This is a genomic window from Polyangium spumosum, assembly GCF_009649845.1.
GTDB classification, from domain to species: Bacteria; Myxococcota_A; Polyangia; order Polyangiales; family Polyangiaceae; genus Polyangium; species Polyangium spumosum.
In genome coordinates this window covers 24,634-46,241 of the sequence record NZ_WJIE01000030.1, presented here as the reverse complement: position 1 = coordinate 46,241, position 21,608 = coordinate 24,634, and the positions used below count along the sequence as shown (strand labels likewise).

Here is a 21,608-nt window from a genome sequence, read left to right as displayed (position 1 = left end):
GGTGACGGCTCATGCTCTAGGCATGACGTGATTGCTCGGCCGTGCTTGCGCAGGCTCGAGCGAGGGCCACGTCACCACACGTTTGCGTGTTGCGTACAATCCAGTTTTCAAGGACCGAGCCGAAGGTCTCCAGCAGGTACTCCTGCCATTCCTTCGTTCTGTCGTCTCGCCGTCCGTCCGGGCCGCTTGCGCGGCACCATTCCTTGCGGCGAGGTCGGTTGTTTTAGAGCGTCTCGTTCGCCCTGTCAACCTTTTTTGCTTCCGCTACGCTGGATCTTCCTTCCAGTTTCGCTTCTGCAACCCCTCTCGCTTGGGTCCGCTCGCTTGTTCAGCTCGCGTTTTCCTCGCGATCCAGCGCCTTCAGGGTTTGCCCTCCAGCGCGTCGGGGAGGCGGACTTTACTTACTGCGTTCCGCCTGTCAAGCACCCCGTCTCTTTTTTTCGTCCCGCCTCTCTCTTTCCTTTTTGAGGTGAGGGTGGCTGGGACGGCCGGGCCGGGGGGCCAGCCCCGTCTCGCCCTGGATCCGTCGTCCCGGGCGCGTCGGGGAGGCGGAACATACTCCCCCCCTCCGGCCTGTCAAGAAAATCGTCCGGGCACTCGTCCCTGGGCTTCGCTCGGTTGCCCGGCCCACCGAGCAGAGCCAGGATCCAGCCCGATTGCTCGCCTCGGTCATCGCATGAAAACCGCATCGAAAGTCCTCGGCATCCTGCTCCTCATCGCCGCCGTCTTCACCGTCGGGTTCTTCATCGGGCGATCACGACAGGGCCCGCCGCCCCCTCGTTCGTACGAGCTCGCGCCCCCCGCAGAGCCGACGCCTCCACAACAGCAGCAGCCGATCCCGCTGGATCTCACGGCCGAAGAGCGCCGCGACATCGACGTCTTTCGCCGCGCCTCCTCGTCCGTCGTGTTCATCACGAGCATCGCCGTTCAGCGCAACCTCTTCTCCTTCGACGTCATGCAGATCCCGCAAGGCACGGGCACCGGCTTCGTCTGGGACGACGCCGGGCACGTGGTCACGAACTTCCACGTGATCCAGCAAGGCGACCGCTTCTCCGTGACGCTCGCCGATCAGTCGGAGTGGGACGCGAAGGTCGTCGGCACGGCACCCGAGAAGGACCTCGCCGTCCTCAAGATCGAAGCGCCCAAGCCAAAGCTCGTCCCCCTGCCCGTCGGTCGATCACGCGAGCTTCTCGTGGGCCAACGCGTCCTCGCCGTCGGCAACCCCTTCGGCCTCGATCACTCGCTCACCGTCGGCGTCGTCAGCGCGCTCGGCCGCGAGCTCACCTCGCCCATCGGCCGGAAGATCCGCGACGTCATCCAGACCGACGCTGCCATCAACCCCGGCAACTCCGGCGGCCCGCTGCTCGACTCGAGCGGTCGGCTCATCGGCGTGAACACCGCGATCTACAGCCCGAGCGGCGCCTCCTCCGGCATCGGCTTCGCGATCCCCGTCGACACGGTGGTTCGGCTCGTCCCCCAGCTCATCGAGAAGGGCCGCGCCTCGGTCGCAGGGATCGGCCTCGAGGTGAGCCCGACCCTGGATCGCGCCGCGCGCCGCGCAGGGATCGAAGGCGTCGTCGTCTACGACGTGATCGAGGGGTCACCCGCAGAGAAGGTCGGGCTCGCGGGCGTACGCGTCACGCGCAACAAGCGCGTGGTGCTCGGCGACGTGATCGTCGCCGTCGACGGAAAACGCGTGCGGACGAACGAGGAGCTCCTCGACGCGTTTGATCACGTCGGCCCGGGACATCAGGTGAAGCTCTCCGTGATCCGAGAAGGAAAGGAGCGCGAGGTGGCCGTGGAGATCGTCGCGATGTGACGACCGATCAGGCCGAAGCGCGGCGGCGACGACGCGAGAGGACGACGAGGAGCCCGAGCAAGGCCGAGCTCGCAGGCATCGCAGGCTCGTCCGCGCCGAAGCGACATCCGCAGCCGCTCGTGTCTCCCGCATCGCCGCCGCCGTCCGCGCCGCCGCTGCCACCTTCGCCTGCGCCTCCGCTTCCGCCTGCGCCTGCGCCTCCGCTTCCGCCCGCGCCTCCGCTCCCGCCTCCGCAGACGACCGTCGGCTTGACGGCCTCGGCTGGCTTCCATCCAGGGTTTTCGCCCGCGCCTGCGTACGCGCCGCGGAACGTGAAGTCCTTGCGGGGGCTGCCGTTGAAGTCGCACGTGTGCTCGGGATCGTCCACGAGCTCGGTCGTGTCGAGCGGGCTCGTCTCGGCCTTGCCGGCGAGCGGGTAGAAGTCCATCTCGCCGAGCACGACGGACGGCTTCTGCACGTACTCGGCCGCGTTCGCCGCGACGTCGACGAGGTTCGAGCCCGTGCCCGTGCTCGGCCCGGCGACGGCCTCGTCCGCGAAGACGAGGTTGCCCGCGACGAGATCTCCCTCGGTCGCCGCGCTGCCGAAGAGGACAGCGCGCTTCGCGGCATAGAACGTGTTGTCGTAGACGCGCGCCGAGAGAAGCGGAAAGCCGTCGTGTTGCGTGAGGCGAAGCGCGACGTCGGCGGCGTCGACGAAGAGGTTGTCGTGGATGGAGACGCGGCCCGTGGCCTGCAGGAGCGACTCGCTCGTGTTGTGCACGAAGACGTTTCCGTAGACCTCGACGAGCGCGCCCGCGCCGGGGCCACTCGGAGGCGGGCCGCCGACGAGCAAGTTCGGCCGCGCGCCGTCCGGGCTCGGCTGGTCGTCCTTCACGAAGACGTTGTGCCGGATGATCGTGCGTGGCGCGTCTTCGTTCGGCAACGCGGCGTGCGAGGGCCAGGCGTTCTGGTTCTTGATCTGCATGCCGTAGCCGATCGTGCGCTTGACGAGGTTGTACTCGATCACCGCGCCGACGAAGGGATCGGCGAAGTTCGAGTTGCCGAAGTACATGCCCGTGCCGGCGCCGTCGATCACGTTGCGGCGCACGATCCAGCCGTAGGTCGGGGTCTTCGTGGAGATGCCGACCGTCTGCTGCGAGCCGTCCTGGCCGACGAAGGTGCAGCCCTCGATGCGGACGTGGTGCACGACGTTGTTCGTGCTGCCCTTGGCGCTGACGCCGAAGACGCCGGGGATGCCTTTGCCGTCGACCGTGATGTTCTCGACCGCGATGTACGACGAGTTCACGAGCTCGACGGTGTTGCAGCAGGCGTTGCCCTCGAAGATCGCGGGCGCGCCGGAGGCCGGGCCGCGGATGGTGATCCACGCGGCGTCGGTGCCGTCGAGGTTCGAGATCGGAAGGCCCTCCGTGTACGTGCCCGCGGCGAGGACGAGCGTATCGCCAGGCTCGAGCGTGCCGAGGAGGTCGCGGTAGTTCGACGGGTTCGCGTCGATGTCGGCGGCGCTCGCCGCGGCGGTGATCATGAAGAGGGAGAAGAAGGCGAGAGAAGCGGGGAGCTTGCGCATGGCCGCGCATGGTAGCCTCGGGGCCTACAGCGATGACCACGTTTGCACGCATCGATCGGGGCGAGAGGCGCGCGGCTTTCGCGCGTCTCGAAGGAGAGAGGCTCCTCTTGCTCGCGGGCGCTCCCTGGGACGGGCCGACCCCGACAGGGGACGAGGTGCCGCTCGAAGGCGCGCGACTGCTCGCGCCGGTCACGCCCACGAAGATCGTGTGCGTGGGCCGGAACTACCGCGCGCACGCCGCCGAGCTCGGCAACGATGTCCCCGCCGAGCCGCTCCTCTTCTTCAAGCCGCCCTCGTCGCTCGTGGGACCGGGCGAGGCGATCGAGCTGCCCGAGGAGAGCAGCCGCGTCGATCACGAGGCCGAGCTCGGCGTGGTGATCGGCGCGCGTTGCCGTCGCGTCTCCGAGGATCGAGCGCTCGACTTCGTCTTCGGGTACACGTGCGTGAACGACGTCACGGCGCGTGATCTGCAGAAGAAGGACGGCCAGTGGACGCGGGCGAAGGGGTTCGACACCTTCTGCCCCGCGGGCCCCTTCCTCGTCACCGGGATCGATCCGAGCGCGCTCGCGGTGCGTTGCCGCGTGAACGGGGAGGCACGGCAGGATGGAAACACGCGCGACATGATCTTCTCGATCGCGCGGCTCATCGCCTACATCAGCGGCGTGATGACGCTCGAGCCCGGGGACCTGATCGCGACGGGGACGCCGCACGGCGTGGGGCCACTCGCGGCCGGCGACCTCGTGGAGGTCGACGTCGAGGGCGTGGGGGCGCTGCGAAGCCCCGTCCGCCCGCGCGGCTAGCCGCTCTCTTCTTGGCCACGCGCGGCCGGCGTGGCCACAATGAAGGCGGACGAGCTCCACGATCCGCCGATGCCCCTCGATCCTCCCCGCCCCGACTCCGTTCCGCCGCTGGCCTCGACGCTCGTCGAGGCTCCGAGTGCGCCGCGTCCCGGGCGGCGAGTCATGGGCGAGGCGGCGCTCGTGATCTCCGCGCTCGCGACCGCCGCGACGCTCGTCCTCTCCGTCACGATCCCTCCCGAGCGGCGCCTCGAAGCGCGGCGGCTCGCGGCGCTCGTCCCCGCGCCGCCGCCTCCCCGCACGCTCGCCCCGGACGACGAGGATGAGGAGCCCGGGACGCTCGCCGAGCAACGCGCGCGCCTCTTCGAGCGTATGCGCGAGGACCTAGGTTTGTCCGAAATGCAGATAGACGCCGTCCGGGCCGTCTTCGACGCATCCCCCGTGCTCGGCCAGGGCAACCCTGCGATCTCGCGCCACCCGATGTCGCGCTCGGAGTGCCGGCGTCTCCGCATCGAGGCCGGGATCACGGAGGCGAACGTGCCCGCCTGCGGCGGCCCTTCCATGGTGCCGCTCTACGACCCTTCGTCTGGACAAACAGCGGCGGACGCGCGGGTCTGCATGGATCAGCTCGAGTTCCCGAACGTGCCGTGTGAATACCCCGTCGTGCACGTGCGCGCGAGCGAGGCGGCGGCGCTCTGCCGCGCCGTCGGCAAGCGTATTTGCGACACGCACGAATGGGAGGGCGCCTGCGCGGGCGCGGTCCGGGCGCCGGAGGTCGAGTACGAATGGGGGCGGCCGCGCGACGAGGCGACCTGGTACCACAACCTCGAGCGCGAGAAGGTCTGGGCCTACGGCGCCGTGAAGAACCACGCCCTCTGCGGCACGGCGAGCAGCCGCACCCCGGGTTGTCCGGGCGGCGGCTACGACCACTGCGGATCGAATACCTATCCCGCGGGCGCCTTCCCCGCATGCGTGAGCCCGCTCGGCGTCTTCGATCTGCACGGCAACGCCGCCGAGCACATGAACATGCCCACGCTCCCCGGAGAGCTGGCCGCGCGCGGAGGCCTCGGTTTTACCGAAATGAAGGGGAGCTGGTTCGTGTTCTCCACGATCGAGGCCCACGAGGACGATTGCCGCTGGCGCGCGCCGAGCTGGCACGAGACGCGCCTCACGAGCGAGAGTAGCCATTGGAATTACCACCTCGGCTTCCGCTGCTGCAAAGATCTCTGAGCGCATCGCCGGCGCGCTCCCGATCGCTGGAGAAACCTCCCAAGAGAGGAGCTCGCGAATCGCGGCGAAAGCCTCCGGCCTCGCCTCGGAGCTGCCCGCGCGTCGACGTGGCGCTGCGCCTGCTCCGCAGTACAATCGACGGCAAAGGCAACGGGACCGTCCCGAGGGAGAGCCCTCGGCGCCGTCTGTTCGGTACAAGTGCCGCCCAACCGGAAATTCGCCCTTGCAACCGAGACGCCCGGGCAGTCGGGGGTCGAGCACGCGCACCTGCGAATCCTGGCGAAAGCCGCGAGTCGACTGGTCCTTTGCCAGGATCCGGCGGATCTCCTCGGGTTGCTCTTCGAGGAGCTGGCGACCGACCTCGGCGTCGAGCTTTTCTTCAATTACATGGTCGGGGACGGTCCGGACGCGCTCGTCCTCGAGTCCGTCGCGGGGCTCTCCGCGGAGGGCGAGCATCGAGCCCGCCAGCTCGCGTTCGGCCAGTACATCTGCGAGACGGTGGCCGCGACCCGGAGGCCCCTCGAGACGTCGGGCGTGCAAGCCTGTGCGGGTTATCCCCTCCTGTCGCACGGGCGCCTGCTCGGGACCCTGGCCTTCGCCACCAGCAAGCGGCCGCGCCTGCGCGCCGACGAGCTCTCGCTCCTGCAGACGCTGAGTGATCAGGTCGCGGCCGTGCTCGAACGGAGTCGGCTCTGCCGGAGCCTGCGCGCGAGCGAAGAGGCCGCGCAGCAAAACCTCGCGCTCCTGCAAAACGTCTATTCGACCGCCCCCGTGGGCCTCTGCTTCCTCGGGCGGGATCTCCGGTACGTGAAGGTCAACGAGACGTTCGCGCGTATCACCGGTCGGCCCATCTCCGAGCACATCGGGCGCACGCTCGGCGAATTCATCCCCGAGGCCACGCCGTTCAAGGAGCTCTGCAAGCGTGTCCTCGAGACGGGCGAGGCGGTCACGAATTGCGAGCTCCGCCATGCGAGGCCCGAGGGGGATCGACACTGGCTGGTCAGCATTCACCCCGTGCGCGACGAGACGACCGCGCTGCTCGGCATCAACGCGGTGGTGCAGGAGGTGACCGAACGAAAGCGGGCCGAACAAGCGCTCCGCGAGAGCGAGCAGGCCCTCCGGGAGGCCGATCGTCGCAAGGACGAGTTCCTCGTGATGCTCGCCCACGAATTACGCAACCCGCTCGCCCCCATTCGTACGGCCATTCAGGTCCTCGACATCACCGGCGGCGACGCGCCGGACGCCGCCCGCACGCGCGACATGATCGAGCGCCAGGTGGCGCACATGGCCCGGATGATCGACGACCTGCTCGACGTCTCGCGTGTCGCCCGCGGCAAGATCGAGCTACGAAAAGAGCCTTGTGACCTCGCGAGGATCGTCCGTCAGGTCGCAGACGATTATGGTCCGGCCTTCCGGGGCAACGACATCGAGCTCTTGATCTCGCTGCCCGACGAGCCTGTCTGGGCGCACGGGGATCACACGCGGCTCGCGCAGGTCATCGGCAACCTCCTGCACAACGCGCTCAAGTTCACGGACGCGGGGGGGCAGGTGCTCGCCTGCCTGGAGACGGACGCGGCCACGAACACCGCGGTGATCGTGGTGCAGGACTCGGGGATCGGTATGGAGCCCGCGATGGTGCCGCGCGTCTTCGAGACGTTCAGCCAGGCCGATAGCAGCCTCGATCGGAGGCGGGGCGGCCTCGGCCTCGGGCTCTCGCTGGTGCGGAGCTTGATCACGCTGCACGGAGGGTCCGTCGAGGCCCATAGCGAGGGCCCGGGGCTCGGCTCGACGTTCCGCGTGCGGATCCCGCTCTCGTCGGTGCCCGCGTGTTCCATGGGACAACCTCCGCCCGTCCGGCCCGTGAGCCCCGCGCGGGAGGAGGCGCTCCGCGTGCTCGTGGTCGAGGACAACCGCGATACGGCGGACATCTTGAAGCAATTGCTCGTCCTGCTCGGATATCGCGCCGAGGTCGCGTACACGGGTCCTTCGGGGCTCGCCGTGGGGCGCGCGCTCGCGCCGGACGTGGTGCTCTGCGACCTCGGTTTGCCCGGGATGGACGGGTATGCCCTCGCGCGGGCGCTGCGGGCCGATCCGGCCACGGCGCGGGCGTACCTCATCGCGCAGACGGGGTATGGCCACGCGGAGGATCGCCGCCGCGCGAGGGAGGCGGGCTTCGATTTGCACATGACGAAGCCGATCGATCCCACCGAGCTCGAGCGTGTTTTGTCCTCGGTCTCGGCCCGCGCTTAAAATGTCCGCAAGCCGATCGTGACGCCGGGCCAGCCGAGGACGGGGTACGGATCCTGGAGATCGAGGCCCGAGCTGTCGTAGGGCGCGAGCAACGCGTCCTCGATCGAACGCGCGTACACGACGGAATAACTCGGCCCCCCGAAGACGCCGAGGCGCGCGCCGATCTCGACGGCGGCGACGAGGCGCACCTGCCCGAGGAACGCGGTGGGCTCGAAGCTCGGCATTTCGTGGAGGGAATAACCGAGGAGGTCGAGGTCGACGGAGAACCGCTTCGAGACCTGCACGTGTCCGCCGAGGCCCAGGCTGAAAGCGAGGCGCCGCTCGGCGCCCACGAGGCGCGTGCCGACGCCGTAGATGTTGTGCATGTAATCGCTGCCGTGCTCGATACCCGCCATCACGAGGCCCGTCTCCTGACCCCAGAGATCGATGTGCAGGCGACCGCGGCGGACGATGTTGAGCAGGCCAAACGAAAAGGACGAGCGCTCCGCGTAGTTCACGACCCCGATCTGCGCGCCTCTCACGGGCCCCGCGGCCACGTTCACGGCGCCGAGCTGCACGCCCGACACGGCGCCTCCGATGTTCAAGGCGCCGACCTGCGCGCCGACGACGTCGCCGGCGATGTCGATGGCCCCTGCCTGCACGCCGAAGACCGGGCCCGCGACGATGTCGACGCCGCCCATCTGCACGCCACGCAGGGAGGTGGCGAAATTCAATCCGATCGCCGCCTGAACGCCTCGCACCGGGCCGGCCACGATATTGGCGGCGGTCGATATCTGCACGCCGCAGGCGAACGCGCGCTCGATGTTCAGGCCGAGGCCGATCTCCAGGCCGTCGAGGCCCGTGGCAAGACCGGCGAGCAGGTTCGCCGAGAGGTGGGGAACGACGTTCGTGCCCCGGCTCGTCGACGTGCTGATCCCGGGAAGGACACTGGCGCTCGCAAAGACCTGCGTGCCGTCGGGGCGCCAGCAAGGCGCGAGCTCCTCGAGCGAGGGCGTACGCGCGGGGATGGTCGGCGGCGCAGGCGCAGGCGCGGCCCTTCGTGGCGCCGGTGCGCTCTTTTTCGGGGCCGGCGGCGCGGGGGCCTCCTCGGGGCGAGTTTCCTCTTCCTTCGCGGCGGGAGGCTCCGGCGCGGCGGGCGGAGGGTTTGGCGCGACATCCGCGGCCGCAGGTTTCTCCTCGGGTCGTTTGCCCAGCAATGCGGCGAGCTCCGCGGCCTCGTCGCGCGCGAGGTTCCCCGCCAGGAGGGCGAGCGTCTCCGCCGCGCGCTCGGGGTCGTCCGGGAGATCGATCGTGCGGCCGACGCTCGATCCCTCGCCCTCGGCGCTGTACGTCAAGGTCACGCGCCGCTCTCCCTCGCCGCGGAGCACAAAAGCCGCTCTCCCCGGGGGCGCCGCGCCCGAGAGGGCGACCGTCTTGCCAATCTCGCGCCCGATCGCCGCGCGCACGGCCTCCGGATCGACATCCCACGGCAGCCCGTCCACGACCAGGACCACCGCGCTGCCCGAAGGCTCCTCGGCGAGCGCCGCCCCGGCGAACGTGGACACGGCGAGCGGGCCCATTGCGAGCAGGGAGACGCGGAGCGCGAGGAGAATAGCGCGCGAGGCCCTCGTGGCGGCGTCGTTTCGGTTCATCGGGGGGTTCGTGCCCGGGAGGGGCGATTTCGTTCTCGCCGCGCGGACGATTCGACGCGGCTCACGGCTTCGGGCCGCGCATCGCGTCGAGCAGCGCCTTCGCCTCGGCCTTGCGATAACCACCGAAGGAGCCCGTGGCGAAGAGCTCGAGCGTCCGCTCGGCCTCGGCCGTTCGCCCGAGCCGCACCAGGCAAAGCGCGCGGTTGTAATGGGCCTCGGGCGCGAAGCGGCCGCGCGGCGCGGCCCGCAGGTAGGCGTCCCAGGCCGAGAGCGCCGCGGCCGGGTCCCGCGTGACGAAATGCGCCTGGTGCGCCGCCCGGTAGAGCGCGTCGTCCGGGTCGACCCGGGGCGCCTGCGCCGCCGCCACGGCGGGGGCCTCGGGTTCGGCGGCCCTCTCGTCCGTCTTCGCAGACGGCGCCTCCGTGATCGTGGGAGCTACAACCGTTTGAGCTGCAACCTTTGGAGCTCCAACGTCCTGCGGAGGCGCTGCTGCTCGGGGCTCGCTCGGCGGCTCGGCTTCGGGCTCGTCCGCCTCGGCGACGGGCGCCTCCTCCGGGGCCGGAGCCTCCGCGGGTGGCCCGTTTTTCGGGGCCGGGGCCGCCGCGGGCGGCGGGCTCGAGGACAGCTCCGCGGCCTCCTCCTCGCCTCGTTCGAGCCCGAGATCGTGCTTCAGCTCGTACCAGACGCTCGGCAGGCGGTGCGTCGCCGAGGCCCAGGCGACCGAACCCACGAGCACGGCCGCGATCGGGACGAACACGCGGATCGCCGCGAGCTTGCGCGCGCGGCGCGCCTTCAGCGTGGCGAGGACACGAGCGCGCGTCTCGACTTCGCGGCCCTTCGATGCGTCGGCCTCTTCGCGGAGCACGCGGGTTGCGGCGCGGAGCATGTCGTCCTTCATCGGCTCATCTCCTCGTCGAGAAGGGCCCTGAGCTTCTGCTTCGCGTGGAAGACGCGTGTGCGCGCCGTGGCCTCGGGCACGCCCATGATCTCGGCCGCCTCGCGCGCGCTGCGCTCCTCGACCTCGCAGAGCACGAACGCCACCCGTTGCGGCATGGGGAGCTGATCGAGCGCGCGGTCGAGCGCGCGGGCCAGCGCGGCGCGGCTCACGTCACGCTCCGGGTTCGGCGCGTCCGGGAGCGGCTCGTGGCCGAGCTTCTCGAGAGCCGCGCGGCGGCGCGCGGCGGCGCGCAGGTGATGGCGCGCGTGGTTGACGGCGATCGAGACGAGGAAGGTCTTGAGCGACGAATCACCGCGGAACCGCAGCGCCGCGCTGGGCAAGCTGACGAACACGTCGTGGACGAGATCCTCGGCCGCCGCGTCGTCGCCCGTGAGGCGGCGCGCGAAGGCGCGCACCGTGGCGTAGTGCTCGTCGTAGACCTCGGCGATCGCGGCGCTCTCGCCGCGACGCAGCCGCTCCACGAGCTCCTCCTCGTGCCCGGCGGCGCTGGCCGTGGGGCGCGAGAAGAAGAGGGGTGCAAGCAGATCGAGGGCCCTCATCGCCCCTCTTCGTGCCCGGAAGGACGCCCTTCGTTCAAGCCCTGATGTCGTTTTTGTTCCGCCCGTCGAACGGGCCTCACCGTCCGTGTTCTTCGCCACAAACGGAAAAAAATTGAACGAACGACGCGGCACGGGGCACCCACGGACGAATCGACGGTGAGGCGCGCGGTGGCGAGCCTTCGTCGGGAAAAACCAATTCACGTTCGAGGTGACGAATGAAGACGCGTCGCGCGGCCCACGCCTGGGCCCTCGGGTTGTTTCTGTCCATGGTGACGGTGGCGAGCGGGTGCTACATCGAGCACGACGGGTGGGACGATGACTGGTCCGAGGGATCCGGCGAATTCGGGCCCGCCGGCGTCTGCTTCGACATGTGCGACCACCTCGCCGGCTGCGGGGCCATCGACGGAGCGACGCTCGACGCGTGCATCGAGGGTTGCAATGCGAAGCACGTGTCGACGCCGTATCTGGTGGAGACGGGTTGCCTCTGCGTGATCGACGCGGGGTGCGCGGATCTCGGCGCCTACGAATGCCCGGGCGCGCCGCTGCCGCCGCAGCCGCCCGCTCCTCCGGAGCCCGGCGGCGGCAGCGGCGGCAGCGGTGGCAGCAGCAGCGGCGCGGGGGGTTCACCGGCCGGCGGCTCTTGCCAGGCCGATTGTGACTGCTCGAGCGGCGCCTCCTGCGTCGGCGGCGCGTGCAAGATCGCCTGCGCGGCCTCGTGTGAATGCCCCACCGGCCAGAGCTGCGTCGGCGGGTATTGCGAGGCTCCGCCGGCGCCGCAGATCCCCTGCCAGGTCGACTGTGATTGCCCGAGCGGCCAGGTGTGCAGCGCGGGGATGTGCGCCGGCGCCGAGTGAACGACGGCTTCTCCTCGTCCGGGGTGTCCGGCGGATTGACAAGGGCCGCCCGCTGCGGTGTCCTTGTCTCTCCCGGAGAGGAGAACCGCCGATGCCTTCCATGGTCCTCTGCCCGTCGTGCAAGCGGCACGTCTTCGCGCGAGAAGCCTCGTGCCCCTTCTGCGGCCTCGCCATTTCGGCCATCTCGACCGAGCCGGGCGCCGCCCGCGCCTCCGCCACGCAGGAGATGTCGCGCGCCCAGCGTTACCTCGTCGGCGCCGCGATCGCCGCGACCGTCGCCGTCGCGGGGTGCAACTCGAAACCTGCGCGCGACCCGAACGACGTCCAGAAGCAGGAGCACGGCAACAACGACGAGCCCGACTGGCGTCGCGATCGGCCCCCGTGCAACCCCACGTGTCCGCCTTACGGCTGCGTCTTCCCCGACGAGGCGTGCGACATCGTGCGCGTTTGACCGTGGACGACAAAACGCCGACCGGTCCCCTCGATCCCGAGGCGCGCCGCGCCGTCATGCAGGCGTCGCGGCCCCGCAGCCTGCCCCTCTTGCCGCGCGCCGGCCAGATGGCGAGCGAGGCGCGCGGCAAGCACCTCCCGCTCGCGAGCGAGGTCCGCGAGGTCGATCGCGAATGCCGGCCCATTTACGCGGTCTGGGAGCTGACGCTCGCCTGTGACCTCGCTTGCCGCCATTGCGGCTCGCGCGCCGGCGCGCCGCGCCCGGACGAGCTCACCACCGGGGAGGCCAGGAATCTCGTCCGGCAGATGGCCGCGCTCGGCGTGCGCGAGGTCGCCCTCATCGGCGGCGAGGTCTACCTGCACGACGGCTGGACCGAGGTTGTCCGGGAAATACGCCGCGCGGGCATGCAGAGCACGCTCGTCACGGGGGGACGCGGCATGACCGCCGAGCGCGCGCAGGCGGCCAAGGAGGCCGGCGTGCAGAGCATCGCGGTCTCGATCGACGGGACCGAGCCCACGCACGACCGGCTGCGCGGCCTCTCGGGCTCCCACGCCGCCGCCGTGCAGGCGCTCCGCAATTGCCGCGCCGCGGGGATCCCGATCGCGATCAACACCCAGATCAATCGATTGAACCTCGGCGAGCTCCCTGCGATCTTCGATTTGATCCTCGACGTCGGGGCCCACGGCTGGCAGGTGCAGCTCACGGTCCCGGTCGGCCGCGCCGCCGACGAGCCGGACGTCCTCTTGCAGCCGTACGATCTGCTGGAGCTCTTCCCGCTCCTCGCCTCGCTCGCGGAGCGCGCCGGCGCCGCGCGCGTCAAGATGCTCGCGGGCAACAACATCGGCTATTACGGGCCCTTCGAGCACGTCTTGCGGAGCTACACCACGGAGAAACACGCCGACTCGTGCAGCGCCGGCCGATCCACGCTGGGCATCGAGTCGAACGGCGACATCAAGGGCTGCCCCTCGCTCCCCACGGAGTCCTGGGTCGGCGGCAACGTGCGCGCCGCTCCTTTACGTGACATCTGGGAGCGGTCGTCCGCGCTCCGCCACATGCGCGATCGCACGGACGAGGAGCGCTGGGGGTATTGCCGCGCGTGTTATTACGGCGACGTGTGCCGCGGCGGCTGCACCTGGATGGCCACGGCCCTCTTCGGCAAGCCGGGGAACAACCCTTATTGCCACCACCGCGCCCTCGAAATGCAACGCCAGGGCAAACGCGAGCGTGTCGTCCGGGTCGCGCCGGCCGAGGGGCTGCCCTTCGACCGCGCCTCGTGGGCCCTCATCGACGAGGATCTTCGCTGATCAGCCCCTCGTGCGCGAGCCATTCGAGGGTCGCCCGGAGCAGCCCTTCATCCCACGCGCCGGCGCGTGGATTCTCGTAGCTCTGCGCGAGACTCTCGTGCCGGCGCATGTCGTGCCCGATCCCTTCGAGCAGCACGAAGCGCGCCCGCCCCGGCGACGCCGCCGCTATCTCGTCCGCGATCATCCGCCCCTCCTCGGGCGCCGCGGCATGATCGTAACCCCCGTGCAGCACGAGCACGGGCACGGTCGTCGTCCTCCAGAGCGCGGGCAGATCGAGGCGCTCGATCTCCTGGAACAACGAGGCATGCCGGCCGAACATCGTCTCGCCGTGGCACGAGGTCCCTTCGAGCCACGCGAGGTGGGGGCGCGCCGCGAAGACGTCTCGCGGGAACATGCCTTCCCGACAAACGCTCGTGTGCATCTCGCTCCACGCGGCGACGTATTCTTCCAGCGCCTCGCCTTCCATCCCGGCGAGGATACGCTGCCGCCGCGTCGCCCGGACCAGGCAATCGACCCACTTCAGCGAGGACGTGCCGAAGACGGCGACGCCGCGCGCCTGCGTGCCCTCGCCCGCGAGGAGGGGCGCGATCATCCCCCCGAGGCTATGGCCGAAGAGCACGATCCGGCCCACGAGCGGGTCGCTCGAGAGGGCGAGGAGCGCCGCCCGATACCCTGCCACCTCATCAAAAAAGCTCGTGGTTTGGCAGGGCGGCCCCTCGCTGTCCCCCACGCCGCTCCGCTCGACGCGCATCGTGGCGATCCCCGCGGCGGCGAGGCCCTCCAGCAGCCGTCGCATCGGATCTTCCGGATCTCGAGAGAGCTCACAGGACCCCGTCCCCAGGCCCGAAAGAAAAAGCAGCACCGGGAAGGGCGGCTCTCCGGACGTCGGGATCGCCAGCAAGGTCCGTTGCCTCCACGATTCATCCACGGTCACGTGTCCCAGACGAACCTCCGCGCCCGCGATTCGCTCGACCGGCAGCGGCGTGGCCTTGCCGGGGAGCGTCACGCGCGCGCCGCCGCGCAGGACCTCGAAGTGCAGCGGCGCGCCGGGCACGAGGCCCCGCACCAGCGCGACGAGCGCGCGTGGCTCGGACACGGTCGCGTCCCCGAGAGAAACGAGCCGATCACCCGGCCGCACCCCCGCGAGCGCGGCCGCCCCACCTTCGGCCACCCGCACGACCTCGAGGCCCTCGGAGGCTCCTTCGACGGGACGGGCCCTGAGCTCGAGGCCGAGGAAGGGTCTTCGGGGGAGCGCTTCGTCCTGGTACATTCCGAGGAACGATGCCACGGCGCGCCCTCGGGATCCACGCCCTCGCCCTTCTCCTCGCCCCTGCCCTCGCGCGCGCCGAGCCGCCCGCGCCCGCGATCGCGCCCACGGCCGTGCCTGCGCCGAAGCCTCCCGATCCCGCGGCCATCGCCGCGCGTGAGGCCCACATCGAGACGCAGACGCGGGCGATGACCGTGCTCACGAGCTGGGCCCTCGCCAGCATCGCGACGGGCGCCGCCCTCTGGGCCACGAGCGGCGACGATTACACCCGCTCGATCGGCATCCAGAACGTCGCCTGGGGCGCGGTGGACGGCGTCATCGCCGGGTTCGGGTACCGGGGCATCGTCAAAATGCGCGATCTCGACAAACCCGTTTCCTACTGGCGAGCCGAGGATCGCAAGATGAAGACGATCTTCCTCGTCAATGCGGGCCTCGACGTCCTTTACGTGACGGCCGGGGCCTTGATGGTGGGGTTTGGCAAGAACGACTGGGTCCGCGGCGCCGGCGCGGGCGTCGCCCTGCAGGGCAGCTTCCTCTTCGCCTTCGACGCGGCCATGGGCCTCGGCGCCCGCTGACACGCCCCGCGACACCGCACGGACAACACGCTTCGCCGCGAGTTCCCGCTCCCCATGTCCTCGAAGATCGGCGATGATTTGCGGCGCCGCCGTAGATCGACCGCGGCCCTGCTTCGTCAGACCGCACCGGACACGACGTCTCGAGCCTGAGGGAAATGACCATGTCGCGCATGTCGAAGAGCGGTACCTCGATGATCCTCGGAAGCCTCTGCCTCGCGAGCGCCCTCGCCGGTGGCGGTTGCAGCAAGTCGGCGCCGAACGAGGAAGCGACCGCGATGGCACCTCCCCCCGGGACGAACACCCGGGCCAAGGGCGAGCAAGGCTTCCTGGCCGACGATCCCAAGGCGGCGGCGCCCGAGGCCCCCCGATTGAGCGTCCGCGGCGACACCGGCGCGACCCGCGGGCCGGGCGAGAAGGACAAGAAGGCCGGGGGCGGCGCGGCGGCGGCGAACGAAGCGGCGCTCGCACCTCCGCCCTCCGCGAAGGACGCGCCCAGGATCGACCCGAACGGCCGGTTTGCCACGACGTACCGTCCCGGCGGCGGTCACCTCGCCGCGTTCGAGTCCGCGGTCGCGCGCGGCATCATCCCCACGGCCGAGCGCGAGCTCGTCTCGGACATCGGCGCGCGGTACGTCACGGGTTTCGAGGTCCCCAAGGGCAAGGCCCTCGGCATCCAGGCCGGCCTCGAGCGCGGAACGCTCCCGCCCTCGGGCAGCCCCTTCCACCTCCGGCTCACCTTGAAATCGAGCCCCGACAAACCCGCCGAGCGCCCGCACCTCTCGGTGCACCTCGTCCTCGACGTGAGCGGCTCGATGCAGGGCGAGTCGATCAAGCAGGCCCGCGAGGCCGCGAGCGCCCTCGTCGACAAGCTCGCGCCGAGCGACGACTTCTCCCTCGTGACCTTTTCGAGCGACGCCGAGGTGAAGATCCCCGACGGCCCCGTGGGCGCGCGCCGCGAGGCCATCAAGAGGGTCATCGCCGAGATCAAAGAGGGCGGCGGCACCAACATCTCGAGCGGCCTCGAGCTCGGTTACGCGCAGGCCGAGACGAAGAGCATCCCCAACGACGCGGTGAAGGTCGTCCTCCTGCTCTCCGACGGCCGCGCGAACGCCGGCATCAAATCGGTGGGCGGCGTCTCCAAGCTCGCGCTCGACGCCTTCCAGAAGGGCATTCAGACGAGCACCTTCGGCCTCGGCGCCGACTACGACGGCGCGCTCATGAGCGCGATCGCCGAGGACGGCGCGGGCGGTTATTACTACCTGCGCGACGCGGCGCAGATCGCGCCGGCGCTCGGCACCGAGCTCGACAAACGCCTCGACCCGGCGGCGACGGCGGTCGAGGTCCGCGTGCGCCTGAAGAAGGGCTTCGATCTGCTCAAGGTTTATGGCTCGCGCAGGCTCTCGGAGGCCGAGGCCCAGCGCGTGCGCGCGCAGGAGGTCGCGGCGGATCAGCAGGCGGAGAAGCGCGACGGCATCAAGCAGGATCGCAAGGACGACGAGGAGGGCGGCATGCGCTTCTTCATCCCGGCCTTCGCCGCGGGCGACAGCCACGCGCTGCTCTTTCAGCTCCGCGCGGGCGCCGGCGTGGGCAAGGCGCAGCTCGCGCTGGTCGAGCTCAAGTACAAGGACCGCATTTCCAAGAAAAACGTGACCGAGGAGTTCCCGATCGAGGTCGCGTGGGCCGACTCCGACGCGGCGAGCGGGGCGACGATCGATCCCTCCGTGGCCCGCACGATGCAAGGTTTCGCGGCGGGCGAGGCGCTCGCGCTCGCGGCCCGCAAGGTCGCGGAGAACGATCGGCCGAGCGCGATCCAGCTCCTCACCGAGCGCGAGACGATCCTGCGCGAGGCGGCGAAGACCCTCGACGAGCCGCTCTTCCTGAAGGACGCCGATCGCCTCGCCCGCATGCGCGAGCACGCGGGGCAGAGCACGGGCATGGGCGATCCGCTGCTCTTCGCCATGCTGCTCGAGACCGCGAGCCGCTCGCACCTGCGCTAGGCTGAACGCCCATGTCCGCTCCGATCGTCATCGAGGTCCCCCTGGACAAACCCGCCGTGCACGTGGACGTCGCGGCGGGCAAGACCATCACCTTGCGCGGGTTCTACACGTCGAAGCACGACGGCTCGATCCTCGACGCGGCCACGACGACCTGGCCGAAGGAGGCGCCGGGCGGCGCGTCGGTGGACCCCGTGGGGCTCATCGCGGTCGAGTCGGGCGGGTTTCACCTGTCGAAGCGGGACGTGGACAAACACGAGGTCGAGCTCGTGGCGACGGGCTCGGGCGCGGAGGCGTGCGCGGCGGCGGGCGTCGAGGCGCCGTGCCTCGTGGTGAACAAGGGGGTCGCTTTGAAAAAGCGGCTCATGGGCTGGGAGGAATTCAAGAGCTCGCTCGCCGGCGAGGGGATCGAGGCGGTCGTCCCGCCGCCGCCCGTCGTGGAGGTCGCGCCCGGGGCCATGCCCTATTTGCAGGCGGGCGCAGGGGTCGCCATCGCCGCGGTGATCGGGTTCGCCGCGTGGACGTGGAAAAAGAAGCGGGACGCCTCGCCCGCGGGGCAGATGCTCGCGCTCGCGCGGGGCGTGAAGGAGCGGCTCCGGCGCGCCGATCCGGTGCTCGCGGCCCCGCTCGCGCCCGCCGTGGACGCGGCGATCCGGTCGTTACGCGCGCGGCGCGTGGACCCGGCCTCGGTGGAGGGGAAGCGGGTCGCTGAGGCGCTGCGGCGCGCGGAGACGCGGCTCGATGCCTCGATGCGCGAGGCGCAGGCGGCGAAGGAGCAGGAGGCCGCCGACGAGCTCGTGCAGGAGATGGAGGCTGCGCTCGAAGCAGCCGACGAGGTGCGGCGCGCGCACCGGGCGAGCTGACTTCGGGCGCGGTACCACCTCAGCGCTTCTCTCCGGCGAGGTGCTCGGCGATCCGCTGGGCCTCGATGGCGATGTCGTGCAGCGCCCCCGTGAGCGGGTTCCGGTAGCCGACGAAAAAGAGCCCCGGCGCCCCCGGCACCGGCTCGCCGAAATAACGCGGATACCCCCGTTCGTCGAGCCAACCCTCCGCGTCCTCGAAATACTCCGCGATCCCCGTCCGATACCCCGTCGCCAGCACCACCGCGTCGAACGGCCGCGTCGCCCCGTCCGCGAAATGCACTTCGCCGGGGCTGAACGAGCGCACGTCCTTCATCACGTCGATCTGCCCTTGCTTGACGAGCTCGAGCGTCCCCACGTCGATGAGGGGGACACGTTTTTTCAGGACAACCTGCGAAATCGGGCCGATCTCGGGCCGCGTGAATCCATAGGGGCGGAGGTCGCCGAGCGCCCGATCGAGGACGAAGAGCGACACCGCGTCGGCGACCTTCGACGGCAGGCGCGAGAAGAGGAAGAGCGAGCTCATCTGCGACGGGACGCCCGTCAAATCGCGCGGGATGACGTGCACCGGGCCCCGCACCGAGAGAGCGGGCCTCGCGCCGTGCTCCCAGAGATCGAGCGCGATCTCCGCGCCCGAGTTGCCCGCGCCCACGACGAGGACACGCTTGCCCCGGTAGGGCTCGCCATTCTTGTAGCGGGAGCTGTGCAGGATCGGGCCGCCGAACGACTCCTCGCCCGGCCAGGCCGGGATGTTGGGCACGCGGTTGTATCCCGTGGCCACCACGAGCGCGCGCGACCGATACTCGTTCGCCTCGGTGCGCAGGACGAACCCCGAATCCACGCGCCGCGCCGCGCGGACGTCCTCGCCGAAGCGGGGGTTCAGGTCGAAGCCACGCGCGTAGGCTTCGAGATAAGCGACCATCTGCGCGCGGGACGGGTAGGTCGGCGTGCCGGCGGGCCAGGGCATGCCCGGCAATGCAGAGAACCGCTGCACCGTGTGCAGGTGCAGCCGCTCGTAATGGTTCCGCCACGACGCTCCCACGTCGCTCGACCGTTCGAGGATCTCGAAAGAGACACCGCGGGACCGCAAGCACGCCCCGACGGAGAGCCCCGACGGACCGGCGCCGACGACGATGACCTCGGCCTCTTCGTGCATGCGGCGCATCCTAGGCGATCCGGCGCGCTCGCGCTCAACCCTTTGCGACCGAAGCGACGACGCTCGTGATCGCGCGCGAGAAGACCTCCGGGCGCGGCAGCAGGCTGATCACGAGAAACCCTTCGCGCTCCATGTCGAAGAAATACCCCGGATGCACGACGATCCCGTGCTCCCGCACGAGCGACTCGACCCAGGCGTCCTCGTCCCGCGTCCGCGGCACCTCCAGGATCGCGTACCAGCCGCCATCCGTGGGCAGGCGCCGGACCGCCGCGTCCTCGCCCGCGGCCGCGATCGCACGATCGAGCGCCGCGAGGTTCTCCGCCGCCCGCGCCCGGACGGGTCCCTGCACCGAGGCGCGCGCGGCGAGCAGCTCCGGCAGCGCGAGCTGCACGGGCGTGGATGCCGAGAGGTAGGTGTCCGCCACGAGCTCGAGCCGCGCGAGGGCCTCGTGGCAAAACACATCCGGGCCGTAGACGAGCGTCCAGCCGAGCTTGCATTGCGGCAAGAGCAGGCTCTTCGAGAGGCCGCCGAGCACGAACGTGAGGGCCTCGTGCTCCCCCGCGAAGCTCGGGAGCCGATCGGCCGGCAAGACCCCGTGTGGATACTCGGCGAAGACCTCGTCCACGATGAGGGCCATGCCGTGGCGCGCGGCGATCGCATCGACCAGGGCGGCCTCGTCGCGCCGCACGTAGGTGCCCGTGGGGTTGTTCGGGTGCACGAGCACGATCGCACGCGCGTGGCCCTTCGCCTCCTCCGCGGCGCGCTCGAGCGCGCCGAGATCGATACGGAACCCCTCCTCGCGCACGAGCGGGTACGTCTGGAGCTCCACGTCTTCGAGCCGCGCGAGGAACTCGAAGAGCGGATACGAAGGCGCCGGGACGAGGACCCGGTCGCCTCGCTCGCAGAGCAGCTTGAAGAGCCAGGCATACGCCTCGCTGGTGCTCGCGCTGAGCACGACGCGGTCCTCGCGGGCGGGCAAGCCGCGCTCGTGGAAGGAGGCGGCGACGGCGGCGCGGGCCCTGGGGTGGCCGAGGGGCAGCGGCGCGTACGTCGTGCCGCGGGCATCGCCGAGCAGGGCGACGAGGGGCGCGGCGTCGACGAGCCCGGCGCGGGTGGGGTTCGACTCCGTCAGGTCGACGAGGGCGCGGCCCGAACGCGCGGCGTCGGCGAGCAGGGTCGTCAGCGGGTTTTCGGTGCGATCCCAGTCGGTTCGCCGGGTGAAGGGGACACGGGCCATGCGGGCGCGCAGCTTGTCGCCCGGGGGAGCTCGGGGCAAGGAGACGAAAACACGAAGGCCGGCCTCGTCTCCCGGGAGACGAGCAGCCGGCCTTGTGCGAAAAACGCTGCGTTTACAGCTTGCTGATGAGCGCGTCGCCGAGCTTCGGCTGGTCGATCTTGCCGAACCAGATGCTCCAGACGCCCTTCATGAAGTCGACGCCTTCGACCGTCGCGCTGCCGCCGCCGCCCACGGAGACCGTCGTGGCCTTCTTCGTGGAGTCGTACACGATCGAGATCTTGGCGTTCTCCTTGAGCTCGGCCGAGAAGGCGCGGACGAACTTGTCGATCTTGCCCTTGTCCGTGTAGCCGTTCATCGCGAACGCGTCACGCAGCGTGGTCACGACCTTCTCGTGGTCCACGTCGCGCTTCATCGTCCACACGAACTTCTTGTCGATGTCGGCGTCGATCACGGCCCGCTTCGACTTCTCCACCGCGCCCTTGACGAAGTGGGAGATCGAGTAGACGTTCACGTCGACAAAGACCACGGTCTTGACGCGGGTCCCGCTGCCGGTGAGTTTCCACTCCTCGGCGAACGCGCCGGTGCCGAGCATGAAAAGCGCTGCGAGGACCGAGAGGAAGAGGGGAAGCTGTCGCCTTCGAAGTTGCATCGCGCTGACCTCCGCCGATGGGGGTGGTGGCTGGGGGAGAACCGCCCCGGCCCGCAAACGCGTGCGCGGGCTGCCGGAATGACCCACGGCCTTCGTTCGACGAGAAACCATGAGAAGCCACGCAACGTCAAGCGACGAATTTCCAGGGACCTTCGTGACGGATCGCGTCAAAGGTTTCGCCGAGGGCAAACCACGGTTTGAAGCATGGTGACCATCGAACTTTACGGCGTGGCTCGACTGCGCGCCGGTCGCGAGGTGATCGAGCTCGACGCGCGCTCGCTCGGCGAGGCGCTCCTCGGCCTCGGCGCCACGTGCCCGGTGCTCGAGCCCTCGATCGTCGCGGGCGGACGGCTCGCGCCGGGCTGGCTCGTGGCCCTCAACGGGGCGCAAATCACGGCCGATCCGGAGACGCCGCTCGGTGACGGGGACGTCGTGGTGCTGGTGTCCGCGGACGCGGGCGGTTAGAAAACGCC

The 21,608-nt window shown here is 70.2% G+C and carries 19 protein-coding genes; 11 read left to right on the top strand and 8 right to left on the bottom strand.

What is annotated here, in order from left to right:
- The first annotated feature begins 676 nt into the window (after positions 1-676).
- A complete protein-coding gene (locus tag GF068_RS41790) occupies positions 677-1,819 on the top strand; it encodes a S1C family serine protease (RefSeq protein WP_153825156.1) in 1,143 nt (380 codons plus the stop codon).
- A 7-nt stretch (positions 1,820-1,826) separates the two neighbouring features.
- On the opposite strand, the gene GF068_RS41785 is transcribed toward GF068_RS41790, so the two are convergent.
- On the bottom strand, positions 1,827-3,383 hold the full coding sequence (locus GF068_RS41785) for an MYXO-CTERM sorting domain-containing protein (RefSeq protein WP_153825155.1): 1,557 nt from the start codon (positions 3,381-3,383) through the stop codon (positions 1,827-1,829).
- A gap of 32 nt (positions 3,384-3,415) precedes the next feature.
- On the opposite strand from GF068_RS41785, the gene GF068_RS41780 reads away from it, so the two are divergent.
- The 3 genes from GF068_RS41780 to GF068_RS41770 all read left to right on the top strand — a co-directional run bounded on the left by GF068_RS41780 (position 3,416) and on the right by GF068_RS41770 (position 7,660).
- On the top strand, positions 3,416-4,183 hold the full coding sequence (locus GF068_RS41780; protein WP_153825154.1) for a fumarylacetoacetate hydrolase family protein: 768 nt from the start codon (positions 3,416-3,418) through the stop codon (positions 4,181-4,183).
- 39 nt (positions 4,184-4,222) lie between these two features.
- Positions 4,223-5,410, top strand: coding sequence for an SUMF1/EgtB/PvdO family nonheme iron enzyme (locus tag GF068_RS41775; protein WP_240808206.1), 1,188 nt, complete (start codon positions 4,223-4,225; stop codon positions 5,408-5,410).
- Between the two features lie 198 nt (positions 5,411-5,608).
- The gene (locus tag GF068_RS41770) at positions 5,609-7,660 is read left to right on the top strand and encodes an ATP-binding protein (protein WP_153825152.1); all 2,052 of its coding nucleotides are present in this window, start codon (positions 5,609-5,611) and stop codon (positions 7,658-7,660) included.
- Here the strand turns inward: GF068_RS41770 and GF068_RS41765 are convergent.
- From GF068_RS41765 to GF068_RS41755, 3 genes are all read right to left on the bottom strand, one after another.
- The gene (locus GF068_RS41765) at positions 7,657-9,291 is read right to left on the bottom strand and encodes an LA_2272 family surface repeat-containing protein (protein ID WP_153825151.1); all 1,635 of its coding nucleotides are present in this window, start codon (positions 9,289-9,291) and stop codon (positions 7,657-7,659) included. The two genes, GF068_RS41770 and GF068_RS41765, sit on opposite strands and share 4 nt — an antisense overlap.
- 61 nt (positions 9,292-9,352) lie before the next feature.
- Positions 9,353-10,189 (bottom strand): tetratricopeptide repeat protein, encoded by an 837-nt coding sequence (locus GF068_RS41760; RefSeq protein WP_153825150.1) that lies wholly within the window; start codon positions 10,187-10,189, stop codon positions 9,353-9,355.
- On the bottom strand, positions 10,186-10,788 hold the full coding sequence (locus GF068_RS41755) for an RNA polymerase sigma factor (protein WP_153825149.1): 603 nt from the start codon (positions 10,786-10,788) through the stop codon (positions 10,186-10,188). Before GF068_RS41755 ends, GF068_RS41760 begins: the two co-directional genes overlap by 4 nt.
- Before the next feature lie 215 nt (positions 10,789-11,003).
- Between GF068_RS41755 and GF068_RS41750 the strand changes: the two genes are divergently transcribed.
- The 3 genes from GF068_RS41750 (at position 11,004) to GF068_RS41740 (ending at position 13,397) form a co-directional block, all read left to right on the top strand.
- A complete protein-coding gene (locus tag GF068_RS41750) occupies positions 11,004-11,642 on the top strand; it encodes a hypothetical protein (protein ID WP_240808201.1) in 639 nt (212 codons plus the stop codon).
- A gap of 91 nt (positions 11,643-11,733) precedes the next feature.
- A complete protein-coding gene (locus GF068_RS41745) occupies positions 11,734-12,093 on the top strand; it encodes a hypothetical protein (RefSeq protein ID WP_153825148.1) in 360 nt (119 codons plus the stop codon).
- Positions 12,072-13,397: a radical SAM/SPASM domain-containing protein gene (locus tag GF068_RS41740; protein WP_170320002.1), complete on the top strand. Its 1,326-nt coding sequence runs from the start codon at positions 12,072-12,074 to the stop codon at positions 13,395-13,397. The genes GF068_RS41745 and GF068_RS41740 overlap by 22 nt, the downstream gene beginning before the upstream one ends.
- Here GF068_RS41740 and GF068_RS41735 read toward each other — a convergent pair.
- Positions 13,375-14,685, bottom strand: a complete 1,311-nt coding sequence (locus GF068_RS41735; protein WP_153825146.1) for an alpha/beta fold hydrolase — start codon at positions 14,683-14,685, stop codon at positions 13,375-13,377. The genes GF068_RS41740 and GF068_RS41735 overlap by 23 nt on opposite strands.
- Between GF068_RS41735 and GF068_RS41730 the strand changes: the two genes are divergently transcribed.
- The 3 genes from GF068_RS41730 (at position 14,679) to GF068_RS41720 (ending at position 18,096) form a co-directional block, all read left to right on the top strand.
- Entirely contained in the window at positions 14,679-15,239 is a 561-nt protein-coding gene (locus tag GF068_RS41730; RefSeq protein WP_153825145.1) for a DUF6992 family protein, read from the top strand. The genes GF068_RS41735 and GF068_RS41730 overlap by 7 nt on opposite strands.
- Positions 15,240-15,409: 170 nt before the next feature.
- Positions 15,410-17,236, top strand: coding sequence for a vWA domain-containing protein (locus GF068_RS41725; protein WP_240808200.1), 1,827 nt, complete (start codon positions 15,410-15,412; stop codon positions 17,234-17,236).
- An 11-nt stretch (positions 17,237-17,247) separates the two neighbouring features.
- On the top strand, positions 17,248-18,096 hold the full coding sequence (locus tag GF068_RS41720) for a hypothetical protein (protein ID WP_153825144.1): 849 nt from the start codon (positions 17,248-17,250) through the stop codon (positions 18,094-18,096).
- Positions 18,097-18,115: 19 nt separating this feature from the next.
- Here the strand turns inward: GF068_RS41720 and GF068_RS41715 are convergent, their stop codons facing one another.
- The 3 genes from GF068_RS41715 to GF068_RS41705 all read right to left on the bottom strand — a co-directional run bounded on the left by GF068_RS41715 (position 18,116) and on the right by GF068_RS41705 (position 21,135).
- The gene (locus GF068_RS41715; protein WP_170320001.1) at positions 18,116-19,249 is read right to left on the bottom strand and encodes a flavin-containing monooxygenase; all 1,134 of its coding nucleotides are present in this window, start codon (positions 19,247-19,249) and stop codon (positions 18,116-18,118) included.
- Positions 19,250-19,283: 34 nt separating this feature from the next.
- Positions 19,284-20,486: an aminotransferase class I/II-fold pyridoxal phosphate-dependent enzyme gene (locus GF068_RS41710; protein WP_153825142.1), complete on the bottom strand. Its 1,203-nt coding sequence runs from the start codon at positions 20,484-20,486 to the stop codon at positions 19,284-19,286.
- Between the two features lie 112 nt (positions 20,487-20,598).
- Positions 20,599-21,135 carry a chalcone isomerase family protein gene (locus GF068_RS41705; protein WP_153825141.1) on the bottom strand — a complete coding sequence of 179 codons (537 nt, stop codon included), beginning with the start codon at positions 21,133-21,135 and terminating at the stop codon, positions 20,599-20,601.
- Positions 21,136-21,339: 204 nt separating this feature from the next.
- On the opposite strand from GF068_RS41705, the gene GF068_RS41700 reads away from it, so the two are divergent.
- On the top strand, positions 21,340-21,600 hold the full coding sequence (locus tag GF068_RS41700; RefSeq protein WP_153825140.1) for a MoaD/ThiS family protein: 261 nt from the start codon (positions 21,340-21,342) through the stop codon (positions 21,598-21,600).
- The last annotated feature ends 8 nt before the right edge of the window (positions 21,601-21,608 follow it).

Bases quoted from the DNA above. Each gene is read 5' to 3' on its own strand.
- GF068_RS41765 (WP_153825151.1), bottom strand. From the start codon at position 9,291: ATGAACCGAAACGACGCCGCCACGAGGGCCTCGCGCGCTATTCTCCTC.
- GF068_RS41705 (WP_153825141.1), bottom strand. From the start codon at position 21,135: ATGCAACTTCGAAGGCGACAGCTTCCCCTCTTCCTCTCGGTCCTCGCA.
- GF068_RS41715 (WP_170320001.1), bottom strand. From the start codon at position 19,249: ATGCACGAAGAGGCCGAGGTCATCGTCGTCGGCGCCGGTCCGTCGGGG.
- GF068_RS41775 (WP_240808206.1), top strand. From the start codon at position 4,223: ATGAAGGCGGACGAGCTCCACGATCCGCCGATGCCCCTCGATCCTCCC.
- GF068_RS41780 (WP_153825154.1), top strand. From the start codon at position 3,416: ATGACCACGTTTGCACGCATCGATCGGGGCGAGAGGCGCGCGGCTTTC.
- GF068_RS41720 (WP_153825144.1), top strand. From the start codon at position 17,248: ATGTCCGCTCCGATCGTCATCGAGGTCCCCCTGGACAAACCCGCCGTG.
- GF068_RS41750 (WP_240808201.1), top strand. From the start codon at position 11,004: ATGAAGACGCGTCGCGCGGCCCACGCCTGGGCCCTCGGGTTGTTTCTG.
- GF068_RS41700 (WP_153825140.1), top strand. From the start codon at position 21,340: ATGGTGACCATCGAACTTTACGGCGTGGCTCGACTGCGCGCCGGTCGC.
- GF068_RS41790 (WP_153825156.1), top strand. From the start codon at position 677: ATGAAAACCGCATCGAAAGTCCTCGGCATCCTGCTCCTCATCGCCGCC.
- GF068_RS41760 (WP_153825150.1), bottom strand. From the start codon at position 10,189: ATGAAGGACGACATGCTCCGCGCCGCAACCCGCGTGCTCCGCGAAGAG.
- GF068_RS41725 (WP_240808200.1), top strand. From the start codon at position 15,410: ATGTCGAAGAGCGGTACCTCGATGATCCTCGGAAGCCTCTGCCTCGCG.
- GF068_RS41745 (WP_153825148.1), top strand. From the start codon at position 11,734: ATGCCTTCCATGGTCCTCTGCCCGTCGTGCAAGCGGCACGTCTTCGCG.
- GF068_RS41710 (WP_153825142.1), bottom strand. From the start codon at position 20,486: ATGGCCCGTGTCCCCTTCACCCGGCGAACCGACTGGGATCGCACCGAA.
- GF068_RS41755 (WP_153825149.1), bottom strand. From the start codon at position 10,788: ATGAGGGCCCTCGATCTGCTTGCACCCCTCTTCTTCTCGCGCCCCACG.
- GF068_RS41785 (WP_153825155.1), bottom strand. From the start codon at position 3,383: ATGCGCAAGCTCCCCGCTTCTCTCGCCTTCTTCTCCCTCTTCATGATC.
- GF068_RS41730 (WP_153825145.1), top strand. From the start codon at position 14,679: ATGCCACGGCGCGCCCTCGGGATCCACGCCCTCGCCCTTCTCCTCGCC.